The organism is Streptomyces sp. NPDC047974, from assembly GCF_040653375.1.
Lineage (GTDB): Bacteria > Actinomycetota > Actinomycetes > Streptomycetales > Streptomycetaceae > Streptomyces.
The window spans coordinates 45512-68973 of record NZ_JBEZNU010000030.1; the positions used below are offsets into that span (position 1 = coordinate 45512).

Genomic DNA, 23462 nt, shown 5'->3' on the forward strand with positions numbered 1-23462 from the left:
CGTCCCGGGGACGCCCGCTCGCCCTCAGGTCCATGCCCCGCGGGCGGTGAGGACCGCGCGCAGCGTCTCCAGATGATCGGTCATGATGCCATCGACCCCCAGGTCGAGGAGAGACTCCATGCGCTCCGGATCGTTCACGGTCCACACGTGCACCTGGAGTCCGCGCGCGTGCGCCGCCCGGACGAAACGGCGGTCCACCACGCGCACCCCGCCCTGCGTCTCCGGGACCTGCGCCGCCACCGCGCCGGCCCGCAGCGGGGCCGGCAGGCCGAGCGAGCGCAGCCGCAGCGCCGCGACGCCGGTCACGCCGTACGAGGTGGCCAGGCGCGGGCCCGCGAGGCGCTGGGCGCGGGCGATCCGGGCCTCGGTGAAGGAGCTCACCAGGACCCGGTCCCAGGCGTCGCTGCGGGCGATCAGGTCCACCAGGGGGGCCAGCGCCGACTCGGTCTTCAGGTCCACGTTCCAGCGGGCCTCGGGGAACTCCTGGAGGAGGTCCTCGAAGAGGGGCAGCGGCTCCTTGCCGGCCACCCGGGCCTCCCGCACCGCCGCCCACGGCAGGTCCCGGATCCGGCCGGCGGTGTCCGTCACCCGGTCCAGGGTCGGGTCGTGGAAGGCGACGAGGACGCCGTCGGCGGTGGTGTGCACATCGGTCTCGAAATAGCGGTAGCCCGCCGCGGCGGCCCGGCGGAAGGCGGCCGCGGTGTTCTCCAGGCCGTCCGCCGTGCCGCCCCGGTGGGCGAAGGGCAGCGGGTGCGGGTGGTCGAGATAGGGGTGTCGTACGCGAGTCACCGCCGCAGTATGGCGCCTTCCGGTGACCGCGGGGCGACCGCGGCGTCGACGGGGCCCGGCCCGGGGGTGGCCTCCGGCTCCGGGACCGCGAAGAAGCGGAGGAAGAACTGGGCGAGCGGGCCGATCGACAGCGCGTACAGGAGCGTGCCGACGCCGACCGAGCCGCCGAGCAGGAAGCCGGTGGTCACCACCGCCACCTCGATCAGGGTCCTGGTCAGCCGGATCGACCGACCGGTCATCCGGTGCAGCCCCGTCATCAGGCCGTCGCGCGGGCCCGGCCCGAAGCGGGCCGCGATGTACAGCCCCGTCGCCAGGCCGTTCAGCACGATGCCCAGGACCATGAGGGAGATCCGGGCCGCGAGGCCGTGGCCGTCCGGGAGCAGCGCCAGGGTGCCGTCCATCGCCAGGCCGATCACGAAGACGTTCGACACCGTGCCCAGACCCGGACGCTGCCGGATCGGGATCCACAGCAGCAGCACGACGGCGCCCACGATGATCGACACCACCCCGATCGTCAGTCCGGTCAGCCCCGCCAGGCCCTGGTGGAGCACGTTCCACGGCTCCATGCCGAGCCCCGCCCTGACCAGGAGGGCCGAGCTGGCCCCGTACAGCGTGAGGCCGGCGTACAGCTGGACCAGCCGGCGGGTCAGATGCCGGCCTCGGGAGCCGGTGGCGATGGACATGGACGTGCCCCCCTGGGGTGGTGTTCGGCAGTGGATCGCGGCCCGCTGTGGTGTGAGTGGACCGACCCATGACACTCTGTGGCGGGAGAACGGATGCCAACCATGGCCAATTCGAGGAAGGTGGACTGATTTCCATGGCTCAGTGGACTTCAGCCGTCGGGGCCGCCCAGCTCGCCCGGCAGCTCCAGGCGCAGCAGCCCCGTCCCGCGGGCCCCGGCGCCCGGAAGCCGCCCGCCTACCGCGCCCTCGCCGACGGCATCCGCCTGCTCGTCCTGGAGGGCCGGGTGCCGGTCGCCGCCCGGCTGCCCGCCGAGCGGGAGCTCGCGCTCGCCCTCACCGTCAGCCGCACCACCGTCGCCGCCGCCTACGAGGCGCTGCGGACCGAGGGCTTCCTGGAGTCCCGGCGCGGCGCCGGCAGCTGGACGGCCGTCCCGGCCGGCAACCCGCTGCCCGCGCGCGGCCTCGAACCGCTGCCGCCGGAGACCCTCGGCTCCCTCATCGACCTCGGCTGCGCCGCGCTGCCCGCCCCCGAGCCCTGGCTGACCCGCAGCGTCCAGGGCGCCCTGGAGGAGCTGCCGCCCTACGCGCACACCCACGGCGACTACCCCGCCGGGCTGCCCGCGCTGCGCGCCACGCTCGCCGAGCGCTACACCGCCCGGGGCATCCCGACGATGCCCGAGCAGATCATGGTCACCACCGGCGCGATGGGCGCCATCGACGCGATCTGCCACCTCTTCGCCGGGCGCGGCGAGCGGATCGCCGTCGAGTCCCCCTCGTACGCGAACATCCTCCAGCTCATGCGGGAGGCCGGCGCCCGGCTGGTCCCCGTCGCCATGGGCGAGGGGCTCGGCAGCTGGGACCTGGGCCGCTGGCGCCAGGTCATGCGCGAGGCCGCGCCCCGCCTCGCGTACGTGGTCGCCGACTTCCACAACCCGACCGGCGCCCTCGCCGACGAGGACCAGCGCCGCGGGCTCGTGGAGGCCGCCAGGGCCGCCGGCACCGTCCTGGTCGTCGACGAGACCATGACCGAGCTGCACCTCGACGAGGACGTGGAGATGCCCAGGCCGGTCTGCGCCTTCGACCCGGCCGGCTCCACCGTCCTCACCGTGGGATCGGCGAGCAAGGCGTTCTGGGCCGGGATGCGGATCGGCTGGGTCCGGGCCGCGCCCGACGTCATCCGCTCCCTCGTCGCCGCCCGCGCCTACGCCGACCTGGGCACCCCGGTCCTGGAGCAGCTCGGCGTCAACTGGCTGATGCGCACCGGCGGCTGGGAGGAGGCCGTCGACCTGCGCAGGGCGCAGGCGCGCGAGAACCGGGACGCCCTCGTCGCGGCGGTCCGCAGGGAGCTGCCGGAGTGGGAGTTCGAGGTGCCGAAGGGCGGTCTGACGCTCTGGGTGCGCACCGGCGGGCTCTCCGGTTCCCGGGTGGCGGAGGCGGGCGAGCGGGTCGGCGTCCGCGTCCCCTCCGGCCCCCGCTTCGGCGTCGACGGCGCCTTCGAGGGGTACGTCCGGCTGCCGTTCACCGTCGGCGGCCCGGTCGCCGAGGAGGCCGCCGTCCGGCTGGCCGCGGCGGCCCGGCTGGTCGAGTCGGGGCTGGGCGCGGGAGTGGAGCCGCTCAGGACCTTCGTGGCCTGAGCCATGGGCGGGGCCACGCGCGCGTGGAGACGGGGAAGGCCGGTACGGACCTGGGGGTCCGTACCGGCCTTCATCGTCTTCTGGATCCGACCTACTGGATCCGATCTCCGGGATCCAATCTCCCGGATCCAATCTCCGGGATCCAATCTTCTGGATCCAATCTTCTGGATCCGGTGGGGGTCAGCCCTCCGCGGGGACCGGGGTGTGGAGGGGGGAGGGGCCGGGGGTCGGCTCGGCCGCCGCCTCCGGGACCTTCTCCAGGGCCACCGTGGCCGCCGCCCGCCGCTCCGGCAGCAGGTCGAGGACGGCCTGCCGGTCGGTGTCGCCGACGGCGTCGTCGTACGGGTCGGGCGTGGCCGGCACCTGGAGGCGGAGGACCGGGCCGGTGCCGAGGCGGGCGTAGCCGCGGCCCGGCGGGACCTGGGGGGTCGGCGTGGTGTGGGGCGCGGCGCCGAGCACCGCGGCGATCTGCTCGGGGGAGGCGGGGCCGAGGACGACGCGGGCGCGGGTGTGCGCGCGTACCCCGTCGTGGAGCGCGTCGGCGGTGTCGAACTGCTCCGCCACGACCACCGTCACCTGGGCCGTCCGTCCGTGCCGCAGCGGGACCTGGAGCAGCTCCTGGGGGTCGGGCCGGCCCTCGGCGGCGGCCAGGTGGCCGAGGACGCCGGGGCGGTCGAGGAGGATCCACAGCGGGCGGCGGGTGTCCGCGGGGGCGGGGTGCCCGGCCTGCCGGGCGCGGTTCGCGGTGATCAGCCGCCGCTCGGTCTCGTGGGAGGCCCATTCCAGGCTCTCCAGGGCGCCGGACAGCTCGCTCTCCACGCCGAGGACGCCGTCGCGGCCGACCAGGCAGGCGTACTCGCCGGCGCCGGCTCCGTCCACGATCAGCACGTCGCCGTGGGCGAGCGCCTGGAGCGCCAGGGAGCGCAGCAGGGAGGTGGTGCCGCTGCCGGGCTGGCCGACGGCGAGCAGGTGCGGCTCGGTGGAGCGGGGGCCGGTGCGCCAGACGACGGCCGGCGCGTCCTCGGAGCCGTCCGCCGAGAGGACCGGCACGGTCCGCTGCACGGCGTCGGCGTCGGTGAAGCCGAGGACGGTCTCGCCGGGGGCGGTGACGAACCGCTGGGCGGCGATGGTGGTCGGGAGGGCGGGCAGCACGTGCATGACGAGCCGGTTGCCCTCCTCGTCCCAGTCGAAGAGGTACTCGCGGCCGCGCCCCGACTTGGCGTGCAGGAGCTGCTCGATGCGGGCGCGCGAGGCTGCCTCGCCGTCGGTGAAGTACGGCGGGTAGGAGATCCGCAGCCGCGTCAGGCGGCCGCTGTCGTCGAAGGCGTGGTCGCCGAAGGCCCGGGCCCAGTCGCCGCCGTGGGCGAAGAGCGGGTCGGGGTCCTCGGGGACGGAGAAGTACGGCACCAGGGCCTCGTAGAGCCCCTTCAGCCGGGCCACCTCCGCCTCGTCGGGGCCGGTCTTCACGACCGGTTTCTCACGCCCCTTCCACGCGGCGGCGCCCATGAGCGTGACGAGCGCGAGGAGCGGCCCGTACGGCACGAGGGCGACGACCAGGACGCAGGCCGCGACCAGGAACAGCGTGGGACCGCGCCGTTCCTTGGGGGTCGCGGCCCACTTGGCGCGCGCGGTCGCGGCCAGCTTCCGCAGACCACGGGAGACCGTGATCAGCGGGTGGAGCACGTCGGTGGCGCTGTCGGCGGCCGACCGCGCGATCTCTCGGCCGCGCGCGAGCTGCGCGCCGCCGTTGCTCAGAATGCGGGGGAGTGGTCGCCGGGACACGTCGTACTCCTGGAGTGGTGGAAGGGGGTGAGTGGCGTCAGAACTTGATTCCGCCCAGCAGGCCGGCCAGGCTCTGGCCGCCCGCGGTGATGCTCGGTGCGATGGCGGTGCCCGCCAGATAGAAGCCGAAGAGCGCGCAGACGAGGGCGTGCGAGGCCTTGAGGCCGTCCTTCTTGAAGAACAGGAAGCAGATGATGCCGAGCAGGACCACGCCTGAGATGGACAGGATCATTGGGTGTTCTCCTGGTTGAGGGGACAGTCACGATGAGTCCTTCCAGGTTCACGGCAAGTATCTATGTGACTAAAGGTGCATTCGGGTGAATAGTGGGCGTTTTCACTTGACCGGCGGACGGTGATCGCCGTCCCGGGTGGCGAAACCGCCGAAGTGGGGTAAGGGAGCCACGAGAGGCGGAGGTCACGGGGGTGGACGCCGTGATCCTTGCCTCGGCCGGACGCGGTCATGTCACCGCGCGGGCAGTACCCTGTCGATTCACTCGTACGGCCGCGCTTGCCGTGCGCAGGTCAAGGGCAGGCGATACCGGGCGGCACGCGCCCGGTACGCGGTCGGAGCACGGAAGGCGGTTGTGAACATGAGCGAGACCCCGGACCCCGAGGTCGTCGAGCTGGCGTCGAAGGTCTTCGACCTGGCGCGCACCGGTGACGCGGCGGCCCTCGCCGCCTACCTCGACGCGGGCGTCCCCGCGGACCTCACCAACGACCGGGGCGACACCCTCCTCATGCTCGCCGCCTACCACGGCCACGCCGACGCGGTCACCGCCCTCCTGGAGCGCGGAGCCGACGCCGACCGCGCCAACGACCGCGGCCAGACCCCGCTCGCCGGAGCCGTCTTCAAGAGCGCCGACGCCGTCATCCACGCCCTCCTCGCCGGCGGCGCGAATCCGGAGTCCGGCACTCCGTCCGCCCTGGACACCGCCCGCATGTTCGGCAAGACCGAACTCCTGGAGCTCTTCACCACCAGGTGAACGCGGCCTGAACCCCAGGTGGGAACGGGTCCGTAAATGTGGTCGCGACCGTGCGGACGGTCGGTCATCATGACGACAAGCCCGGCCGTCCGACCGGGCCACGGACGAGAGGCAGAGGAAGATGAGCAGCGCGCACAAGCGACGTACGACGGACGGCCCGACCTGTTGTCCCACGGCCTACTAGGCCGGGCTCCGCGCGGACGGGCCCAGCGCCCGACCCCGACCACCCGGTCCACCCGTCGTGACGACAGCTTGATGTGAGGCGTCTTCCCATGTTCGAACCAGCCATAGCGCCGAGCGGCACCCTGCTCGGCCTGCTGCAGAGGGGCCGCGGCGACGGCACCCTGCACGCCCTCGCCGCACCCCGCCCCGAGGCCCTCGCGGCCCTCGACCACTGCGTGCTCGCCGACCCGCGCCACGACTGGCGGGTCGAGAACCGCTCCCTCTACTACGCCCGGCTCTACCTCGACCTCCACGGAGGCCTGGAGGCCATCGAGGCGCACCTCTTCGCGCCCGAGGACCACCTCGACGCCGAGGAGCAGCGCACCGGCCTCGCCCTCGCCGTCCTCGGCCACCTGGCCTCCTACGGCCGCCACGACGCCCTGCTGCTCCTCCGGCGCTACGCGGCCACCGGCTCCAACTGGGCCTGGGCCCTCGACGAGCTCGCCCTGCGCGACGACGACGCCGGACTGCGCTCGCTCGCCGAACCCGTCCTCGCCCGCTTCCCCCAGGACGAGGCCGGCGACACCGCGCTCGCCGGCACCGTCCGCGACGCCTTCGAGCCCCGCCCCTGGCGGCTGTGGGCCGAGGACCAGCGCGACGCCGTCGGCGCCCGCGTCCGCGCCGCCCAGGAACACGGCTCCTTCGACCGCTGGCAGCGGCAGCTGCGCCCCGCCGGGCCCCGCCCCGGCTGGAGCGTCCGCGCCGTCCTCGACTGGGCCCAGGAGGGGTACGAGCGCGGCGCCGACCTCGCCGGACCCGCCGCCCGCTGCCTGGCCGCCGTGGCCGGGGCCGAGGACCGGCCCGAGCTGCTGGCCGCCGCCCGCTCCGGCGCCCCCGGCGCCCGCGCCGCCGCCCTGCACCACCTGGCCGCCACCCGGGACCCCGCCGTCCTCGACCTCGTCGAGGCCGCCGCCGACGCCGTACACCCCCTCGATACGGCCGCCGGCACCGCCCCCGGACAGACCGGGCCGTACGCCGACGTGCCCGGAGCCGTCGACCGCGAGGCGCTCGCCGCCGCCCGGGCCGCCGTCACCGCCTACCTCCGCATGTGCGGCGAGGACGCGGTCGCCCGCGCCCGCGCCTGGATCCACCGCACCGACCCCCTCGGCGCCGCCGCCGGCGAGACCCTCGCCGCGCGCGGCGAGGACCGGGACGCCGGGCTCGTCCTCGGCGCCCTGCGCACCGCCATCCGCACCGGCGGGCCCGACGCGGCCGCCCTCGGCGTCCTCGTCGACGGCGCCGGCCGGCTCGGCATCGCCTGCGCGGCACCCGTGCTGCGCCACGTCTACCGGGAGACGGCCTCCTCCCAGCTGCGCGGCCGCACGGCCCGCGCCCTCGCGGCCACCGACCCCTCCTTCGCCAGCGGCTTCGCCGTCGAGTGCCTCTGGGACTGCGAGGAGACCACCCGCGAGATCGCGGCCCAGCACGCCGAGACCGCCGACGCGCGCGTGGCCGAGCGATTGCGCCGCCTCGCCGCCGACCCGGCCGAAGAGGTCGAGGTCCAGACGGCGGTCCGCAACCGCATCGGCCCCGACCTCCAGGTCTGAGCCGACCCACCACCGCCCCGGCCCGGGGCGGCGCGGCCCCCGGCGAACCCCGCCGAGCGTGGCCCCGCCCCGGGACCGGGAGGCCCGGCCCTGTTCCGGCACCGAGGGGACCGGCCCTGTTCCGGGCTGTTCCTGCCTCGGGCGTGGAGGGGTTCGTCGCCGGTCCCGGGCGGTGTCTGCCCTGGGGGTGGACGGCTTGTCGCCGCTCCTGAGCGGGGCGTCTGCCCCGTGTACGGAGGTTCGGCCGCCGGTCCTGGGCGGCTCCGGCTCCGGCTCCGGGTGCGGTGGGCTTGCCGTCGGTCCGGGGTGGCGTCCGCCCCCGGTGTGAGGAGCTCGCCGCCGCTCCCGGGCGGCTCCGGCTCCGGGGAAGGCCCGCAGCCGTCCAGAGCGGCCCCGGCTCCGGGTATCGGAGTGGCGCCGCGCGGGCCGGGCGGGAAAAGCTCACGGGACGTTCCCCCGGTGTCCAGATCCACGTCGGCGGGGACACGTCGGGCGCGACGAGAACACCCGTATGCGTGTCGTCATCGTCACCGAATCCTTCCCCCCTGACATCAACGGTGTGGCGCACTGCGCCCTGCAGACCGCGCGCCACCTGGTCCGCCGGGGCCATCAGCCCCTCGTGATCGCCCCGGCCGTCCCCGACCCCCATGCCGACGCCGACGCACCGTGCCCGGTGGTCCGCGTCCCCTCCCTGCCCCTCCCCGGCTACGCCCAGGTCCGCGTCGCCCTCCCCAGCCGCCGTGTCGCCGCCGCCCTCGCGGCCCACCGCGCCGACCTCGTCCACCTCGCCGGCCCCTTCGTCCTCGGCGTCCGCGCCATGGCCGCCGCCACCCGTCTCCGGGTGCCCGCCGTCGCCGTCTACCAGACCGACCTCGCCGGATACGCCCGCACCTACGTCGGCACCGGCGAGGGCACCGCCTGGCGCCGGCTCCGCGCCGTCCACGGCGCCGCCGACCGCACCCTCGCCCCCTCCCGGGCCGCCCGCCGCGACCTGGAGGCCCACGGCATCGAGCGGATACGCATCTGGGGCCGGGGCGTCGACACCGACCGTTTCCGCCCCGACCGCCGCGACCCCGGACTGCGCCGGGCCCTCGCCCCCGACGGCGAACTCCTCGTCGGCTACGTCGGCCGGCTCGCCCCCGAGAAGCGGGTGGACCTCCTCGCCGCCACGGACGGGCTCCCCGGCGTCCGGCTCGTCGTCGTCGGCGACGGACCCAGCACGGCCGGCCTGCGCGAACGCCTCCCGCACGCCCACTTCCTCGGCCGCCGCACCGGCGACGACCTCGCCCGGATCTTCGCCTCGCTCGACGTCTTCGCCCACACCGGCCCGTACGAGACCTTCTGCCAGACCGTCCAGGAGGCGATGGCCAGCGGACTGCCGGTGATCGCCCCGGCCGCCGGCGGCCCCCTCGACCTCGTCGCCCACCGCCGCACCGGCCTCCTGGTGCCCCCCGAGGACCCCCTCGCGCTCCGCGAGGCCGTCACCGCCCTCGCCGCCGCGCCCGCTCTGCGCGAGGCCTACGGCCGGGCCGGGCGCGCCGAGGTCGAGGGACGCACCTGGGAGGCGCTCGGCGACGAACTCATCGGCCACTACCTGGAGGTCCTGCGGGAGCGGACGGCGGTGGCGGCGTGAACGGGCGCACCGCCGCGGCGGCCGGTCCCGCGCGGGCGCGCGCGTGCCCCGCCTCGTACGGCCGGGACGGTCTGCGGATCGTACGGCTCGCGAACTTCGTCACCCCCACCTCGGGCGGCCTCCGGACCGCGCTCGACCGGCTCGGCCGGGGCTACCGCGCGGCCGGGCACGAGCCCGTCCTGATCGTCCCCGGGGCCACCGCCGCCGACGAACCGGCCGAGCAGGGCCGGGTGATCACCCTGCCGGGGCCCGAACTCCCCGGCACCGGCGGCTACCGCGTCCTCGCCGACCGGCGCCGGCTCGCCGAGCTCCTCGAACGGCTCGCCCCGGACCGCATCGAGGTCTCCGACCGCACCACCCTGCGCTGGACCGGGGAGTGGGCCCGGCGCGCCCGCGTCCCCTCCGTGATGGTCTCCCACGAGACCGCCGACGGGGTCCTGCGCACCTGGGGCGTCCCCGGGCCGCTCGCGGCCCGGGCGGCGGACCGGCTCAACCGCCGCACCGCCTGGGCCTACGGCCGGATCGTGTGCACCACCGCCTGGGCGGAGGACGAGTTCGTCCGCCTCGGCGCCCGCAACGTCGTACGCGCTCCGCTCGGCGTCGACCTGGAGCACTGCCGGCCCGGGCGGCGCGACCCCGCCGTACGGGCCCGGTACGCGGAGGGCGCCGGGGTCCTGCTGCTGCTCTGCTCCCGCCTCTCCGTGGAGAAGCGGCCCGGCACGGCGGTCGAGGCGCTCGCCGGTCTGCTCGACGCGGGGGTGCCGGCCCGGCTGGTCGTCGCGGGCGACGGGCCGCTGCGCGCGGGCCTGGAGCGGCGCGCCCGGGAGCGGGGCCTGCCGGTGCGGTTCCTCGGTCACGTCACCGACCGGGAGGAGCTCGCCGACCTCCAGGCGGCCGCCGACCTCTGCCTGGCGCCCGGCCCCGCCGAGACCTTCGGGCTCTCCGCCCTGGAAGCGCTCGCCTGCGGCACCCCCGCCGTCGTCAGCGCCTCCTCCGCGCTCCCGGAGGTCGTCGGCACGGCCGGGGCCGCGGCCGCCGACACCCCGGCCGCCTTCGCCGACGCCGTCCGGGGCCTGCTGGCCCTGCCGGAGCCCGTCCGCAGGTCCGCCGCACGCGCGCGTGCGGAGCAGTTCTCCTGGGACCGTTCCGTGGCCGCCTTCCTCCGCGCGCACGAAGCGGCCACCGCGCGGGACGACGTGGCGGCCGCCGTCTCGGATCCAAGGTCCAATGTCCCGGATCCGACATCCACCCTCCCGGATCCGATATCCACCCTCCCGGATCCAGTGGCCACTGTCCCGGATCCGATGTCCGCGCTTGCGGATCCAATCTCCAATGTCTCGGATCCGATATCCACCGGCCCGACGCGGTCCCGGCCCCAGGAGGTCGGCGGATGACCCCGGTCCGGGAGGACCGCGTCCCGGCCCAGGGGCGCGCCCCGGAGTCGGGCCCTGAGCCGGGCCCGACAGGCGCGTCTCCCGCTCTCGCGAGGGACGCGCCGCTGCGGTTCGTCGTGCTCGGGGACTCGTTCAGCGAGGGAGTCGGGGACCGGGTCGACGGGGCGTGGCGCGGATGGGCGGAGCTGCTCGCCGGCGGGCTCGCCGGGCCCGGGCAGCGGGTCGAGTACGTGAACCTCGCCGTCAGCGGCGCGCTCAGCGCGGACGTCGCCGAGAAGCAGGCCCCGCGCGCCGTCGCCCTCCGGCCGCACCTCGCCTCCGTCGTCGTGGGCGTCAACGACACTCTGCGGCACACCTTCGACATCGGGCTGTTCGCCCGCCGCCTGGACCGGGTCCTGGCGGCCCTCGACGCGGCCGGAGCCGTACTCCTGACGGCCTGTCTGCCCGACCCGGGGCGGATGCTCGGGCTCCCCGGGCCGCTGGCGCGGCCGCTCGCCCGCCGCCGTACGTCCGTGAACGCGGTGGTGCACGCGCTGTCGGCCCGGCGCGGCGCCGTCCACGTCCACCTCGCCGACCCCACCTGGACCGAGGACCGGCGGTTGTGGAGCGCCGACCGGCTGCATCCGGGCGAGCGCGGGCACCGCGCGGTCGCAGGGGCCTTCCACCGGGCCCTGGCGGAGCGCGGGCTCGCCCGGGGGCCCGCGCCCTCCCCGGAAGCGTCCGAGCCGCCGCCCACCCGCGCCGAGACCGCCCTGTGGCTCGCCACGGCCGGGACCGGCTGGGTGCTGCGCCGCAGTCGCGACCTGCTGCCGCAGCTGCTGCTGCTCGCCGGGGAGGAAATGCTCCACCGGACGGACGGCGACGGCGGCGGGGTGCTCGACGCGCGCGCCGCGACCGCCCTCGCCGAGGCCCTCGCGGTCACAATGGGGGAATGAGCGGGCGCTGGGAGTTCTGGATCGACCGGGGCGGCACCTTCACCGACGTCGTGGGGCGGCGGCCCGACGGGCGCCTCGTCACCCGCAAGGTCCTCTCCCACGACCCGGCCCGCCGGCAGGACGCCGCCGTGGCCGGGATCCGGCTCCTCATGGGCCTCGCCCCCGGCGAACCCGTCCCCGCCGACCGGGTCGCCGTCGTCAAGATGGGCACCACGGTCGCCACCAACGCCCTCCTGGAGCGGCGCGGGGAGCCGACCCTGCTGCTCATCACGGAAGGCTTCCGCGACGCCCTGCGGATCGCCTACCAGAACCGGCCCCGGCTCTTCGACCGGCACATCGTGCTGCCCGAGGCGGTCTACGCGCGCGTGGCCGAGGTCCCCGAGCGGGTCGACGCCCACGGCGCGGTCGTCCGCCCCCTCGACGAGGACGCGGTGGCCGCCGCGCTCGCCGCCGCCCACCGGGACGGGATCCGCTCCGTCGCCGTCGTCCTGATGCACGGCTACCGCCACCCGGAGCACGAACAGCGCGTCGCGGCCGCCGCCAGGGCGGCCGGTTTCACCCAGGTCAGCTGCTCGCACGAGGTCAGCCCGCTCATCAAGCTCGTCCCGCGCGGCGACACCACCGTCGTCGACGCCTATCTCTCCCCGGTGCTGCGCCGCTACGTCGACGAGGTCGCCGCCGAACTCGCCGGGATCCGCCTGATGTTCATGCAGTCCAACGGCGGACTGCGGGAGGCCGCCCACTTCCGGGGCAAGGACGCCGTCCTCTCCGGCCCCGCCGGCGGCGTCGTCGGCATGGCCCGCACCTCCGCCCAGGCCGGACACGAACGCGTCATCGGCTTCGACATGGGCGGCACGTCCACGGACGTGTCGCACTACGCCGGGACCTTCGAGCGTGAACTCGGTTCACAGGTAGCCGGGGTGAGGATGCGGGCACCCATGATGAGCATCCACACCGTCGCCGCCGGCGGCGGCTCCGTCCTCCACTACGACGGGCGCCGCTACCGCGTCGGACCCGACTCGGCCGGCGCCGTCCCCGGCCCCGCCTGCTACCGGCGCGGCGGCCCCCTCACCGTCACCGACGCCCAGGTGATGCTCGGCCGGATCCAGCCCGGCCACTTCCCGGCCGTCTTCGGCCCGGACGGCGACCGCCCCCTCGACGCCGACGTCGTCCGCGCACGGTTCACCGCCCTCGCCGAGGAGGTCGGCGGCGGCCGCACCCCCGAGGAGGTCGCGGCCGGATTCCTGCGGATCGCCGTCCTCGACATGGCCAACGCCGTCAAGAAGATCTCCGTCCAGCGCGGCCACGACATCACCCGCTACGCCCTCACCTGCTTCGGCGGCGCCGGCGGCCAGCACGCCTGCGCCGTCGCGGACGCCCTCGGCGTCGACACCGTCCTCGTCCCCCCGCTCGCCGGAGTCCTCTCCGCGTACGGCATCGGCCTCGCCGACGCCACCGCCCTGCGCGAACGCTCCGTCGAGGCCCCCCTCGACGACCCCGGCACGCCCGCGCGCGTCACCGGCGTCGCCGCCGAACTCGCCGACCGCACCCGTGCCGAACTCCGCGCCGACGGCCTCCCCGACACCGCGATCACCACCCACGCGCGCGTACTCCTCCGCTACGCCGGCACCGACGCCGGCCTCCCCGTCGACCTCGGCCCCGTCGAGGAGATGGCCGCCGCCTTCACCGCCGACCACCGCGCCCGCTACGCCTTCACCATGGACAAGCCGCTCGTCGCGGAGGCCGTCACCGTCGAGGCCGTCGGCACCGCCGGACCCCACGGCCCCGTCCACGTCCCCGCCGGAGCCCGCACCGGCCCCCTCGTCCCCCGCGCCACCGTCCGCACCCACGACGGCGCCACCGCCTCCGACACCCCGCTCCACCGCCGCGAGGACCTGCGCCCCGGCGACACCGTCGACGGACCCGCGATCCTCGCCGAGGACGACGCCACCACCGTCGTCGACCCCGGCTGGCGCGCCACCGCCTCCGACACCGGCCACCTGCTGCTCACCCGCGCCGTCCCCCGCCCCGCCCGCACCGCCGCAGGCACCGACGTCGACCCGGTCCTCCTGGAGGTCTTCCACAACCTCTTCATGGCCATCGCCGAGCAGATGGGCGTCCGCCTGGAGAACACCGCCCACTCCGTCAACATCAAGGAACGGCTCGACTTCTCCTGCGCCCTCTTCGACGCCGAGGGCAACCTCGTCGCCAACGCCCCCCACATCCCCGTCCACCTCGGCTCCATGGGCGAGACCGTCAAGGAGGTCCTGCGCCGCCGCGCCGGCGACCTGCGCCCCGGCGACGTCTACGCCGTCAACGACCCGTACCACGGCGGCACCCACCTGCCCGACGTCACCGTCGTCACCCCCGTCTTCGACGACCGGGGAGAGGAACTCCTCTTCCTCGTCGCCTCCCGCGGCCACCACGCCGAGATCGGCGGCATCACCCCCGGCTCCATGCCCGCCTTCAGCCGCACCATCGACGAGGAGGGCGTCCGCTTCGACGACTGGCTCCTCGTCCGCGACGGCGGGCTCCGCGAGACCGAGACCCGCGCCCTGCTCACCGGCGCCCCGTACCCCTCCCGCGACCCCGACACCAACCTCGCCGACCTGCGCGCCCAGATCGCCGCCAACGAGAAGGGCATCGAGGAACTCCGCAAGACCGTCGCCGAGTTCGGCCTCGACGCCGTCCAGGCCTACATGGGGCACGTCCGGGCCAACGCCGAGGAGTCCGTCCGCCGCATCGTCGCCCGCCTGGAGGACGGCACCCACCGGTACGAGACCGACTCGGGCGCCGTCATCCGGGTCGCCGTCCGCGTCGACCGCGAACGGCGCTCCGCCGTCCTCGACTTCACCGGCACCTCGCCGCAGCTCCCCGGCAACGCCAACGCCCCCACCGCCGTCGTCATGGCCGCCGTCCTCTACGTCTTCCGCACCCTCGTCGACGAGTCCATCCCCCTCAACAGCGGCTGCCTGGAACCCCTGGAGATCCGCGTCCCGCCCGGCTCCATGCTCGCCCCCGAACCGCCCGCCGCCACCGTCGCCGGGAACGTCGAGACCTCCCAGGCCGTCACCGGTGCCCTCTACGCGGCCCTCGGCGTCCAGGCCGAGGGCTCCGGCACCATGAACAACCTCACCTTCGGCGACGACCGCGTCCAGTACTACGAGACCCTCGCCAGCGGCTCCGGCGCGGGCGACGGCTTCGACGGTGCCGACGCCGTCCAGACCCACATGACCAACTCCCGCCTCACCGACCCGGAGATCCTGGAGTGGCGCCACCCCGTCCGCCTCGACGCCTTCGCCGTGCGCGAGGGCAGCGGCGGCCGGGGCCGGTGGCACGGCGGCGACGGAGTGGAGCGGCGGCTGCGCTTCCTGGAGCCGATGACGGTCGCCCTCCTCACCGGACACCGGCGGGTGCCCCCGTACGGCATGGCCGGCGGGGAACCCGGCGCGCTCGGCGAGAACCTCGTCGAGCGTGCCGACGGCACCGTGGAGCACCTCGACGGCGCCGCGACCACCGAGGTCGCCCCCGGCGACGTGCTGGTCGTCCGCACGCCCGGCGGCGGGGGCTACGGCACCCCGCCGCCGGACGGCCCTACCGGAGCGTGACGAACCGGACCCGGGTCCCCGGCACGGCCTGCGCGGCCGCCCCCAGGTCCGCCTCCCGCACCACCGCCACCACCGGATAGCCGCCGGTCGTCGGATGGTCCGCCAGGAAGACCACGGGCCGCCCGTCCGGCGGCACCTGCACCGCCCCCAGGACCATGCCCTCGCTGGGGAGCTCCCCGGGACGGGCCCGCACCAGGGCGGGCCCGTCGAGCCGCAGCCCGATCCGGTTGCTCGCCGAGGACACCAGGTACGCGCGCGTGGTGAGGGCCCGGAGCGCTCCGGCGGTGAACCAGTCGTCGCGCGGCCCGAGCCGGACCCGCAGGACGAGTTCGTCCGGCGGGCCCGGCCAGGGGGGAGCGTCGACCGACCCCCGTACGGCCGTGGCCGCCCCCAGCGGCAGCACCGCCCCCTCGACCAGCGGCGCCGGGCCGAGCCCGGACAGCAGGTCGGTGGAGCGGCTGCCGAGCACCGGTTCGACGGCGATCCCGCCGCCGAACGCCACGTACGAGCGCAGCCCGCGCACGGCGGACCCGACTTCCAGGAGCGCCCCGGCCGGGACCCGTACCGCCGTGCCCCAGGGCAGCGGCCGGCCGTCCGCCCGGACCGGGCAGGGCGCCCCGCCCACCGCCACGGTCACCGCGCATCGGGGCCGCAGCGCGCAGCCGTCGACGGTGGTCTCCAGGACGGCGGCGTCCTCGGCGTTGCCGACCAGCCGGTTCACCAGCCCGGCGGCGGCCGGGTCCAGGGCCCCCGAACGGGGCACGCCCAGGTGCGCGAAGCCCGGCCGCCCCAGGTCCTGCACGGTGGTGAGGGCGCCGGCCCTGACGACGGCGACGGCACGGTCGTTCATCGGCCGGCCCCCGTCCGCGGCGCGGGCACGAACCGTACGCGCGTGCCCGGCGAGAGCAGCGCCGCCGGCTCCCGCCCGGTGTCCCACAGGACCGCGTCCGTCGACCCGATCAGCTGCCAGCCGCCCGGCGAGGCACGCGGGTACACGCCCGTGTACGGCCCCGCCAGCGCCACGGACCCGGCCGGCACCGCCGTGCGGGGCGTCGCCCGGCGCGGCACCTCGTACCGCGCCCCGAGCCCCGTCAGATAGCCGAAGCCCGGAGCGAAACCGCAGAAGGCGACACGGAACTCGGCCGAGGAGTGGATCCGTACCGCCTCCTCCGGCGACACCCCCCACCGGGCGGCCACCCCGGCCAGGTCCGGCCCGTCGTACCGGACCGGCACCTCCACGACCTCGCCCACGCGCGCGTGCCCCGGCCGCGGCTCCCAGCCGGGCAGTTCGGCCGCGAGCCGCGCGGGCTCGGCGACCCCGTCGAGCAGCACCGTCCGCGCCGCCGGCACGATCTCCCGCACGCCGGGCAGCGTGCCGGCCGCCCGGCGCCGCAGCAGCTCCGCGTGGAGGGCCTCGGCGGCGGTGGCGTCGGCCAGTTCGACCAGGAGGGCGTGCTCGCCCACCCGCAGGACCCTCACGCGAAGGCCCCCACGGTGACCCCCGCCGACTCCAGGCCCGCCCGGACGCGACGGGCCAGCTCCACCGCGCCCGGGGTGTCCCCGTGCAGGCAGAGCGAGCGTGCCCGCACGGTCACGGCCGTCCCGCAGTGCGCGGTGACCGTGCCCGCGCGGACCAGCGCGACCGACCGCTCGACCACCGCGTCCGGATCGTGCACCACGGCCCCCTCCTGCCCCCGTGGCAGCAGGGAACCGTCGGCCCGGTAGGCACGGTCGCCGAAGGCCTCGGCGACCACCGGAAGCCCCGCCCGCCCGGCCGCCTCGTGCAGCCGCGAACCGGGCAGCCCGAGCACCGGCAGCGCGCCGCCCGCGAGCAGCACCCCGTCGACGACCGCGGCCGCCTGCTCCGCGTCCCGCACCACCCGGTTGTAGAGCGCCCCGTGCGGCTTCACGTACGCCACCCGGGAGCCGGCCGCGCGGGCGAAGACCTCCAGGGCGCCGATCTGGTACGCCACCTCGGCGGCCAGCTCCGCGGACGGCACCTCCATCGCCCGCCGCCCGAAACCGGCGAGGTCCCGGTAGGACACCTGGGCCCCGATCCTCACCCCCCGCTCGGCGGCGAGCTCGCACACCCGCCGCATGGTGACCGCGTCCCCCGCGTGGAAGCCGCAGGCCACGTTGGCGCTGGTGACGACGGAGAGCAGCCGCTCGTCGTCGGTCAGCGTCCAGCGGCCGAAGCCCTCCCCGAGATCGGCGTTCAGGTCGATCGAGACCCCGTTCATGATGGTGCTGTTCCTTTCACCGGTGCTGTGGTGCCGTGGTGCCGTGGTGCTGTGGTGCTGTGGTGCTGTGGTGCGGTCGTGCTGCGCCGTGTCGTGCTGTTCGTCCTGACCCTTCGTGCTCAGACGGCGATCTCGCGAGGACCGGGGACCGGCGGTCCCCGGAGGGCGCCGCCGTTCACCCGAGCTCCTTCCCGCGGGTCTCCGGCAGGCCGAGCAGCGCGACGACCGCGATCCCGTACCCCACCGCGCCGAAGACGAGCGCCCCGCCGACGCCCCAGCTCTCCGAGAGGAAGCCGACCAGGGTCGGGAAGATCGCGCCGACCGCGCGGCCGGTGTTGTACGTGAGCCCCTGGCCGGTGCCGCGCACCGGCGTCGGGTACAGCTCGGCGAGGAAGGAGCCGAAGCCGCTGAAGATGGCCGACATGCAGAAGCCGAGCGGGAAGCCGAGGACCAGGAGGAGGGTGTTCGCGCCCGCCGGGATCTGGGTGTACGCGAGCACCGACGCCGCCGACAGGACGGCGAAGAGCGCGATGTTCCGCTTGCGGCCGATCCGGTCCGTCAGATGGCCCCCCGTCAGGTAGCCGATGAACGCGCCGGAGATCAGCAGCGTCAGATAGCCGCCGGTGCCGACGACGGTCAGTCCGCGTTCGGTCTTGAGGAAGGTCGGCACCCAGGTGGCGAGCGTGTAGTAGCCGCCCTGCACGCCCGTGGAGAGCAGGATCGCGAAGAGCGTGGTGCGCAGGAGGCCGGGCCGGAACACCGCCCGCAGGGAGCCCCGTTCCGGGCTCGCCACGCGCGCGGCGGCGGCCTGCGGGGCGTCCTCCACGTGCCGTCGGACCCAGAACACGAGCAGCGCGGGAAGGGCGCCGGTCCAGAACAGGATCCGCCACGCGAGGTCGGCGTCGAAGAACTGGAAGACCAGCGTGTAGACGATCACCGCGAGGGCCCAGCCGGCCGCCCACGCCGACTGCACGGCGCCGAGCGTGCGGCCCCGGTGCCGGGCGGAGGCGTACTCGGCGACCAGGATCGCCCCGACCGCCCACTCGCCGCCGAAGCCGAGGCCCTGGAGCGCCCGGAAGACCAGCAGGGTCTCGTAGTTCGGCGCGAAGCCGCAGAGGACGGTGAAGAGCGCGTACGTGATCACCGTGATCATCAGCGCCTTGACGCGGCCCACCCGGTCGGCGAGGACGCCCGCGAGCGCGCCGCCCACCGCCGAGACCACCAGGGTCACCGTGGTGAGGAGTCCGGTCTGGCCCTTGTCGAGGCCGAAGTAGGCGGCGATCGCCACCATCGACAGGGGGAGCGTGAAGAAGTCGTAGGAGTCGAGGGCGTAGCCGCCGAACGCGCCGCCGAAGGCGCGCCGTCCGCGCGGGCCGAGGGCGCGCAGCCAGCCGAAGGCGCCGGTCGGGCCCGTGCCTTCGGTGGGGTCGGGGGTGTCGTCCTGGGAGTGCTGCCGGGTCTGTGCCGTGCTCATCTGCACCTCGCAGTGGGTGAGGCGTGCCGGAGAGACGTACGAGAGGGCGGTGCGGGGCGGTGCGGGCGGTGCGGGACCACGCGGGGCGGTGCGGGACCACGCGGGGCGGTGCGGGACCACGCGGGGCCGGACGGGCTGTACGGGCGGTGCGGACGGTGCGGTGGCGCCAAGGTAGGGGATTGTTCAACGATCGGACAAGGGGGCTGTTGTCCCGGATCCGTTTCTGCGGTTGACTCGGCGGCCGGACGACGACGGGGCCGACCGCCCCGTGAGGAAGGGGGACCGTGGACGCGAGCGGCACCGGCACGGCCGGGACGGCCGGGGGACTGGCGGACGACCGGGCGCTGCTCGGCCGCACGAGCACGGCGGAACGGGTCGCGGACATCCTGCGCACCCGCATCGCCGAGGGCTTCTTCCCGCCCGGCACCCGGCTCTCCGAGGAGAGCATCGGCGGCGCCCTCGGGGTCTCCCGCAACACCCTGCGCGAGGCCTTCCGGCTCCTCACCCACGAGCGGCTGCTCGTCCACGAGCTCAACCGCGGGGTCTTCGTCCGCGTCCTCGCCGTGGACGACGTCGAGGACATCTACCGCACCCGCCGGCTCGTCGAATGCGCCGTCGTGCGGAGCCTCGGCGCCCCGCCCTTCCCGGTGGCCGGACTCGCGGCCGCCGTCGCCGAGGGCGAGGCCGCCGCCGAGGACGGCGACTGGCGGGGGGTCTCCACTGCCAACATCCACTTCCACCGCGAGCTCGTCGCCCTCGCCGGCAGCGCCCGTACCGACGAGCTCATGCGCGGCGTCCTCGCCGAACTCCGCCTCGCCTTCCACGTCGTGGACGACCCGCGGGCCCTCCACGAGCCCTACCTCGTCCGCAACAAGGAGATCCTGGAGGCCCTGAGCGCGGGGGAGCGGGCCGGCGCCGAACGCCTCCTCGCCCGCTATCTCGACGACTCCATCGAGCGGGTCGCGGCCGCCTACGCCCGCGCCGTGGACGAGCCCGCGGAGGCGTAGCGACGGGGCGGGGCGGCCGGCCCCAAGAGTCGGGGCGGGACCTCCCCGGCGCCGGGCGCAGGGTACCGCCCGAGCCGGGCCGGGGGCGGTGGTTTCTGCGCCGTTTCGACCCATGTCAGTGCGAGGACCTACTCTGTGCACCGTGACTTCGCCTGCCTCGACGGACCTCGCTCCGCCCCAGCTCAGCGCGGGGCCGCGCCCCGCGCAGGGGCCGGCCGCCGACGAAGGGCTCGCGCGGCGCCTGCGCGCGCTCGCCTGCACGGCGCCGCTGCACGACCTCGACACGCGCAAGGCGAACCTCGCGGGCGAGTACACGGTCTACGCGATGGCCGAGGTCGCCCTCGCCGCGATCGACCTCGTCACCCTCCACATGGACTTCGACACCGGCGCCGACCACGACCAGGTCGTCGCCCGGCTGCTGCCCCGCGTGGCCGCCCAGGCCCCGGAGCGCCCCGCCGCCGAGCACGAGCGCGTGGCCCGCTGGGTCCTGGAGAACCTGATCAACGTCGGCAGCGTCGACCGAGGCTTCCGCGCCGTCTACGGCACCTTCGGCACCGACGGCGTGTACGTCCGCCGGGACTACGACTTCAAGCTCATCGAGGAGGTCCCGGGGTACGGCGGCGCCGTCTGCCTCCGGACCACCGACGAGGCCGTCAACGTGCTGGTCGGCGCACTCGACACCGACGTCACCAGCGCCCAGATCGCCGCCGAGGTGAAGCTGGAGGTCCTCATCAGCCGGGGCCGCCTCGCCGACGCCCAGCTCGCGGCCGAGCAGGCCCGCTACCGCACCGTCCAGTACGCCGAGACCCTCCGCAGGACCCTGGAGGCCACCCGGCGCAACGTGCGCGCGGTCGACTGGCTCAACAGCGTGCCCGACATGATCGCCGAGGCGCTCGACCACGTCGCGGACCGCTACCGCCACGAGAACGCGATCCTCACCAACATCCGCAAGGCCCGGGACGAGGCCGAGGACCCCGAGCACAAGCGCCGGGCCGCGGAGCTGGTCGACATCGTCAAGGACTGCATCCGCCGCCACACCCAGCTCCAGTCCCGCCTCCTGGAGGCGGGCCCGCTCTTCCGCGCCGAGCAGGACCGGCAGGCCTTCGCCGCCCCCACCCGGTACACCGGCCTCGACCTGTACGGGCAGCTGGTCGCGCCCGTGCTGCCGCTCCCCGTCGAGCGCGCCACCCGCGTCACCGACGCCTTCTTCGCGCGCGGCACCGGTCTGCGCACCCCCGCCTCGGTCCGCCTCGGCGACCTCGTGGACCTGCTGCTCACCCCGCCCGTCGAGCGCGAGCACCTCGGCGCGGAGATGCCCGAGCCGGACCTGATCGCCACCCCCGACGACTCCCGCTTCAGCGAGCGCCAGCTCGCCGACGCGCTCGCCCTCCTCGACCTGGAGCATGACGCCCCGCGCCGCCTCTCGGGCCTGCTCGCGGACGCCCGGGCGACCGGCGGCGAGGACCTCGCCTACCTGGTCGCCCTGCTCGCCGTCCACGCGGCCAGCCCGCCGGTCGGCACCGCCTACCGCCAGGGCGAGGAGCGCCTGCTCTTCGCCGTCGACGACGGCACCCCGCTCGACGACCCCGGCTTCGGCGGCGCCGACCTCATCGTCGGAACGGCGCTCCTCGACGCCGTGGGCATGGCCGCCGACCGCTCGGAGGCGACGTGACACACGCCTCCGACACCGACCGTTCCCCGAAGCGCCCCCGCCTCCTCACCCGCGCCACCCGCGCGTGGCTCCCGAAACCGACCGCACCGGAGCACGTGCCGACCGCCACCCCCGGCACGGCACCCACCCCCTCCACGGACGGCTCCGCCGAACCGGACACGGCCCCGACGGCCCCTGCCGAGCAGCCGACGGCCCCGCAGCCCGGCGCCGCCGAGCCGGCAGCCGACCCGACGGCCCCGGCGGCCGACTTCGCCGAGCCCGCAGTCGATCCGGCGGCCCCGGCGGCCCCGGCGGCCCCGACCGACCCGGTGGCCCTGACGGCCCCGGCGGCCCCGACCGCCCCGGCGACCCCGGCGACCCAATTCGACCCGGCGGCCGCTCTGACGGCCCCGACCGCCCCGGCGGCCGCCCTGACGGAGCCCACCGGCCGGCCCGAAGGCCCCGCCCGGCGCCCCGGGCCGGAGGCCCGCACCGGCCCCCGTCTCGTACCCCCTTTCGTGGACCCGCCGTCGATGGCCGCCGCCCCGGCCGGATCCACCGTCCCGGCCGGTTCCGCCGTCCCGGCCGGTTCCGCCGTCCCGGCCGGTTCCGCCGTCCCCGCGCCCACCTCGACCCCGGAGACCGGCACCGAGCCCACCCCGGCGTCCACCGGCACCCCCGCCCCCACCCTCCGCCCCCGCTTCGCCGTCGTCTCCCTGCCGGAGGCGCCGCTCCGGGGCGACGTACGCCGGCGGGCGCTGCCGAGCGTGCGGGCCGTGCGCCTGGGCGGGGTCGTCGAGCCGCCGCCCGGGCCGGGCGGGAGCGCCGTACCGCCCGCCGCCGTCACCCCCGTGCCGCTGCCCCTGCCGAGGGCCGCCGGCACCACCGCCGTACCGAACGAGAGCCGCACCGAGGAGCCCCAGCCGTGAGCGACAACCACGTCGAGTACGCCGAGTACCCGGACGCGTGGAGCGAGCAGGAGTCCCCCCGGCCCCAGGCCACGGCCCCCGCGCACACCGCCGTCACCCCCGCGGACGCCGCCGACGCGGCGCGGCTCGTCTCCTTCGGGCTCCAGCCCAAGCTGCTGCCCGCCCGGGACGCCGAGTACGCCGAGCTGCTCCGCCGCTACCAGGAGGACCCGGCCTTCGCGCGGCTCGCCGACGCCGTCGCGACCGGTCTCGGACTGATCGTCCTGGAGGTCTCCCCGCGCGCGGGCATGGCCGTCACCGCCGGCGAGGACTCCGTCTTCGCCGTCCGCATGGGCGACTACGCGCGCCGCGCCAACACCGACTCCGCCGACCGCTTCCTGCACGGCCTGGCGCACCTCGCCGTCGCCGCGATGGCCTTCCCGCGCCCCGAGGACCTCGCCGACGACGCGTACATCGGCCGCCTCACCGTCAACGGCGTGGACGCCTTCGTCCGCCAGGCCTGCCTCCGCCTGGAGCAGCGCGCCGAGGAGGAGGGCGAGAACACCGACCCGGCCTCCGACGCCCCCGGCCTGGAGGCCGCCTGGCGCGTCTGGTCCCGCCGCTCCACCACCGGCGCCACCAAGGACGCACGCCGCCTCGCGGGCTCCACCACCGGCATCGTCGCCAAGGCCGTCGCCTTCCTCACGGACTCCGGCTTCCTCCAGCGCACCGGCGACGAGAACGGCGGCTCGTACCGCACCACCGCCCGCTACCAGCTGCAGGTCCGCGACATGGCCGGTTCCGCCGCCCTCACCGAACTGCTCGACCTCGGGATCGTCCCGGTCAGCGACGGCACCGCCACCCTCGTCCCGCCGCCCGAGGGCGACGACCTGGACCTCGCCGCCGACGCCGGCCTCCCCTTCCACGCGTAACCCCGCCCACGGCCCCGCCCCCACCCCAGCCACACCCCCG

19 protein-coding genes are annotated in these 23462 nt (G+C 76.0%); 11 read left to right on the forward strand and 8 right to left on the reverse strand.

What is annotated here, in order from left to right; translation table 11 throughout:
- Window positions 1–24: 24 nt before the first annotated feature.
- Both AB0E19_RS31545 and AB0E19_RS31550 read right to left on the reverse strand, forming a co-directional pair.
- Window positions 25–789, reverse strand: a complete 765-nt coding sequence (locus AB0E19_RS31545; RefSeq protein ID WP_362186019.1) for a glycerophosphodiester phosphodiesterase — start codon at window positions 787–789, stop codon at window positions 25–27.
- Window positions 786–1472: a hypothetical protein gene (locus tag AB0E19_RS31550; protein ID WP_362186022.1), complete on the reverse strand. Its 687-nt coding sequence runs from the start codon at window positions 1470–1472 to the stop codon at window positions 786–788. Before AB0E19_RS31550 ends, AB0E19_RS31545 begins: the two co-directional genes overlap by 4 nt.
- A 134-nt stretch (window positions 1473–1606) precedes the next feature.
- Here AB0E19_RS31550 and AB0E19_RS31555 point away from each other — a divergent pair, with 134 nt between their 5' ends.
- Window positions 1607–3106: a PLP-dependent aminotransferase family protein gene (locus AB0E19_RS31555; protein WP_362186025.1), complete on the forward strand. Its 1500-nt coding sequence runs from the start codon at window positions 1607–1609 to the stop codon at window positions 3104–3106.
- 180 nt (window positions 3107–3286) lie between these two features.
- Here the strand turns inward: AB0E19_RS31555 and AB0E19_RS31560 are convergent, their stop codons facing one another.
- Window positions 3287–4888 carry a hypothetical protein gene (locus AB0E19_RS31560; protein WP_362186028.1) on the reverse strand — a complete coding sequence of 534 codons (1602 nt, stop codon included), beginning with the start codon at window positions 4886–4888 and terminating at the stop codon, window positions 3287–3289.
- A gap of 37 nt (window positions 4889–4925) precedes the next feature.
- Complete coding sequence (locus tag AB0E19_RS31565) at window positions 4926–5120, reverse strand: hypothetical protein (RefSeq protein WP_030493667.1); 195 nt, start codon at window positions 5118–5120, stop codon at window positions 4926–4928.
- A gap of 358 nt (window positions 5121–5478) precedes the next feature.
- Between AB0E19_RS31565 and AB0E19_RS31570 the strand changes: the two genes are divergently transcribed.
- The 6 genes from AB0E19_RS31570 (at window position 5479) to AB0E19_RS31595 (ending at window position 15210) form a co-directional block, all read left to right on the forward strand.
- Complete coding sequence (locus tag AB0E19_RS31570) at window positions 5479–5871, forward strand: ankyrin repeat domain-containing protein (protein WP_362186032.1); 393 nt, start codon at window positions 5479–5481, stop codon at window positions 5869–5871.
- Window positions 5872–6143: 272 nt separating this feature from the next.
- Window positions 6144–7640 carry a HEAT repeat domain-containing protein gene (locus tag AB0E19_RS31575; RefSeq protein WP_362186035.1) on the forward strand — a complete coding sequence of 499 codons (1497 nt, stop codon included), beginning with the start codon at window positions 6144–6146 and terminating at the stop codon, window positions 7638–7640.
- A gap of 511 nt (window positions 7641–8151) precedes the next feature.
- Window positions 8152–9273: a glycosyltransferase family 1 protein gene (locus tag AB0E19_RS31580; protein WP_362186038.1), complete on the forward strand. Its 1122-nt coding sequence runs from the start codon at window positions 8152–8154 to the stop codon at window positions 9271–9273.
- Between the two features lie 71 nt (window positions 9274–9344).
- Window positions 9345–10667 (forward strand): glycosyltransferase, encoded by a 1323-nt coding sequence (locus AB0E19_RS31585; RefSeq protein ID WP_362186135.1) that lies wholly within the window; start codon window positions 9345–9347, stop codon window positions 10665–10667.
- Window positions 10664–11602 carry an SGNH/GDSL hydrolase family protein gene (locus tag AB0E19_RS31590; RefSeq protein ID WP_362186041.1) on the forward strand — a complete coding sequence of 313 codons (939 nt, stop codon included), beginning with the start codon at window positions 10664–10666 and terminating at the stop codon, window positions 11600–11602. Before AB0E19_RS31585 ends, AB0E19_RS31590 begins: the two co-directional genes overlap by 4 nt.
- On the forward strand, window positions 11599–15210 hold the full coding sequence (locus AB0E19_RS31595) for a hydantoinase B/oxoprolinase family protein (protein ID WP_362186044.1): 3612 nt from the start codon (window positions 11599–11601) through the stop codon (window positions 15208–15210). The genes AB0E19_RS31590 and AB0E19_RS31595 overlap by 4 nt, the downstream gene beginning before the upstream one ends.
- Here AB0E19_RS31595 and AB0E19_RS31600 read toward each other — a convergent pair.
- From AB0E19_RS31600 to AB0E19_RS31615, 4 genes are all read right to left on the reverse strand, one after another.
- The gene (locus AB0E19_RS31600) at window positions 15197–16060 is read right to left on the reverse strand and encodes a biotin-dependent carboxyltransferase family protein (protein WP_362186047.1); all 864 of its coding nucleotides are present in this window, start codon (window positions 16058–16060) and stop codon (window positions 15197–15199) included. The two genes, AB0E19_RS31595 and AB0E19_RS31600, sit on opposite strands and share 14 nt — an antisense overlap.
- A complete protein-coding gene (locus AB0E19_RS31605; protein WP_362186050.1) occupies window positions 16057–16689 on the reverse strand; it encodes an allophanate hydrolase subunit 1 in 633 nt (210 codons plus the stop codon). The genes AB0E19_RS31600 and AB0E19_RS31605 overlap by 4 nt, the downstream gene beginning before the upstream one ends.
- Complete coding sequence (locus tag AB0E19_RS31610) at window positions 16686–17450, reverse strand: 5-oxoprolinase subunit PxpA (RefSeq protein WP_362186053.1); 765 nt, start codon at window positions 17448–17450, stop codon at window positions 16686–16688. Before AB0E19_RS31610 ends, AB0E19_RS31605 begins: the two co-directional genes overlap by 4 nt.
- Before the next feature lie 175 nt (window positions 17451–17625).
- On the reverse strand, window positions 17626–18924 hold the full coding sequence (locus AB0E19_RS31615) for an MFS transporter (RefSeq protein WP_362186056.1): 1299 nt from the start codon (window positions 18922–18924) through the stop codon (window positions 17626–17628).
- Between the two features lie 284 nt (window positions 18925–19208).
- Between AB0E19_RS31615 and AB0E19_RS31620 the strand changes: the two genes are divergently transcribed.
- The 4 genes from AB0E19_RS31620 (at window position 19209) to AB0E19_RS31635 (ending at window position 23422) form a co-directional block, all read left to right on the forward strand.
- Window positions 19209–19931 carry a GntR family transcriptional regulator gene (locus AB0E19_RS31620; RefSeq protein WP_362186059.1) on the forward strand — a complete coding sequence of 241 codons (723 nt, stop codon included), beginning with the start codon at window positions 19209–19211 and terminating at the stop codon, window positions 19929–19931.
- A 142-nt stretch (window positions 19932–20073) separates the two neighbouring features.
- Window positions 20074–21603: a hypothetical protein gene (locus AB0E19_RS31625; RefSeq protein ID WP_362186062.1), complete on the forward strand. Its 1530-nt coding sequence runs from the start codon at window positions 20074–20076 to the stop codon at window positions 21601–21603.
- Window positions 21600–22511, forward strand: a complete 912-nt coding sequence (locus AB0E19_RS31630; RefSeq protein WP_362186065.1) for a hypothetical protein — start codon at window positions 21600–21602, stop codon at window positions 22509–22511. The genes AB0E19_RS31625 and AB0E19_RS31630 overlap by 4 nt, the downstream gene beginning before the upstream one ends.
- Window positions 22508–23422, forward strand: a complete 915-nt coding sequence (locus AB0E19_RS31635; protein ID WP_362186069.1) for a hypothetical protein — start codon at window positions 22508–22510, stop codon at window positions 23420–23422. The genes AB0E19_RS31630 and AB0E19_RS31635 overlap by 4 nt, the downstream gene beginning before the upstream one ends.
- The last annotated feature ends 40 nt before the right edge of the window (window positions 23423–23462 follow it).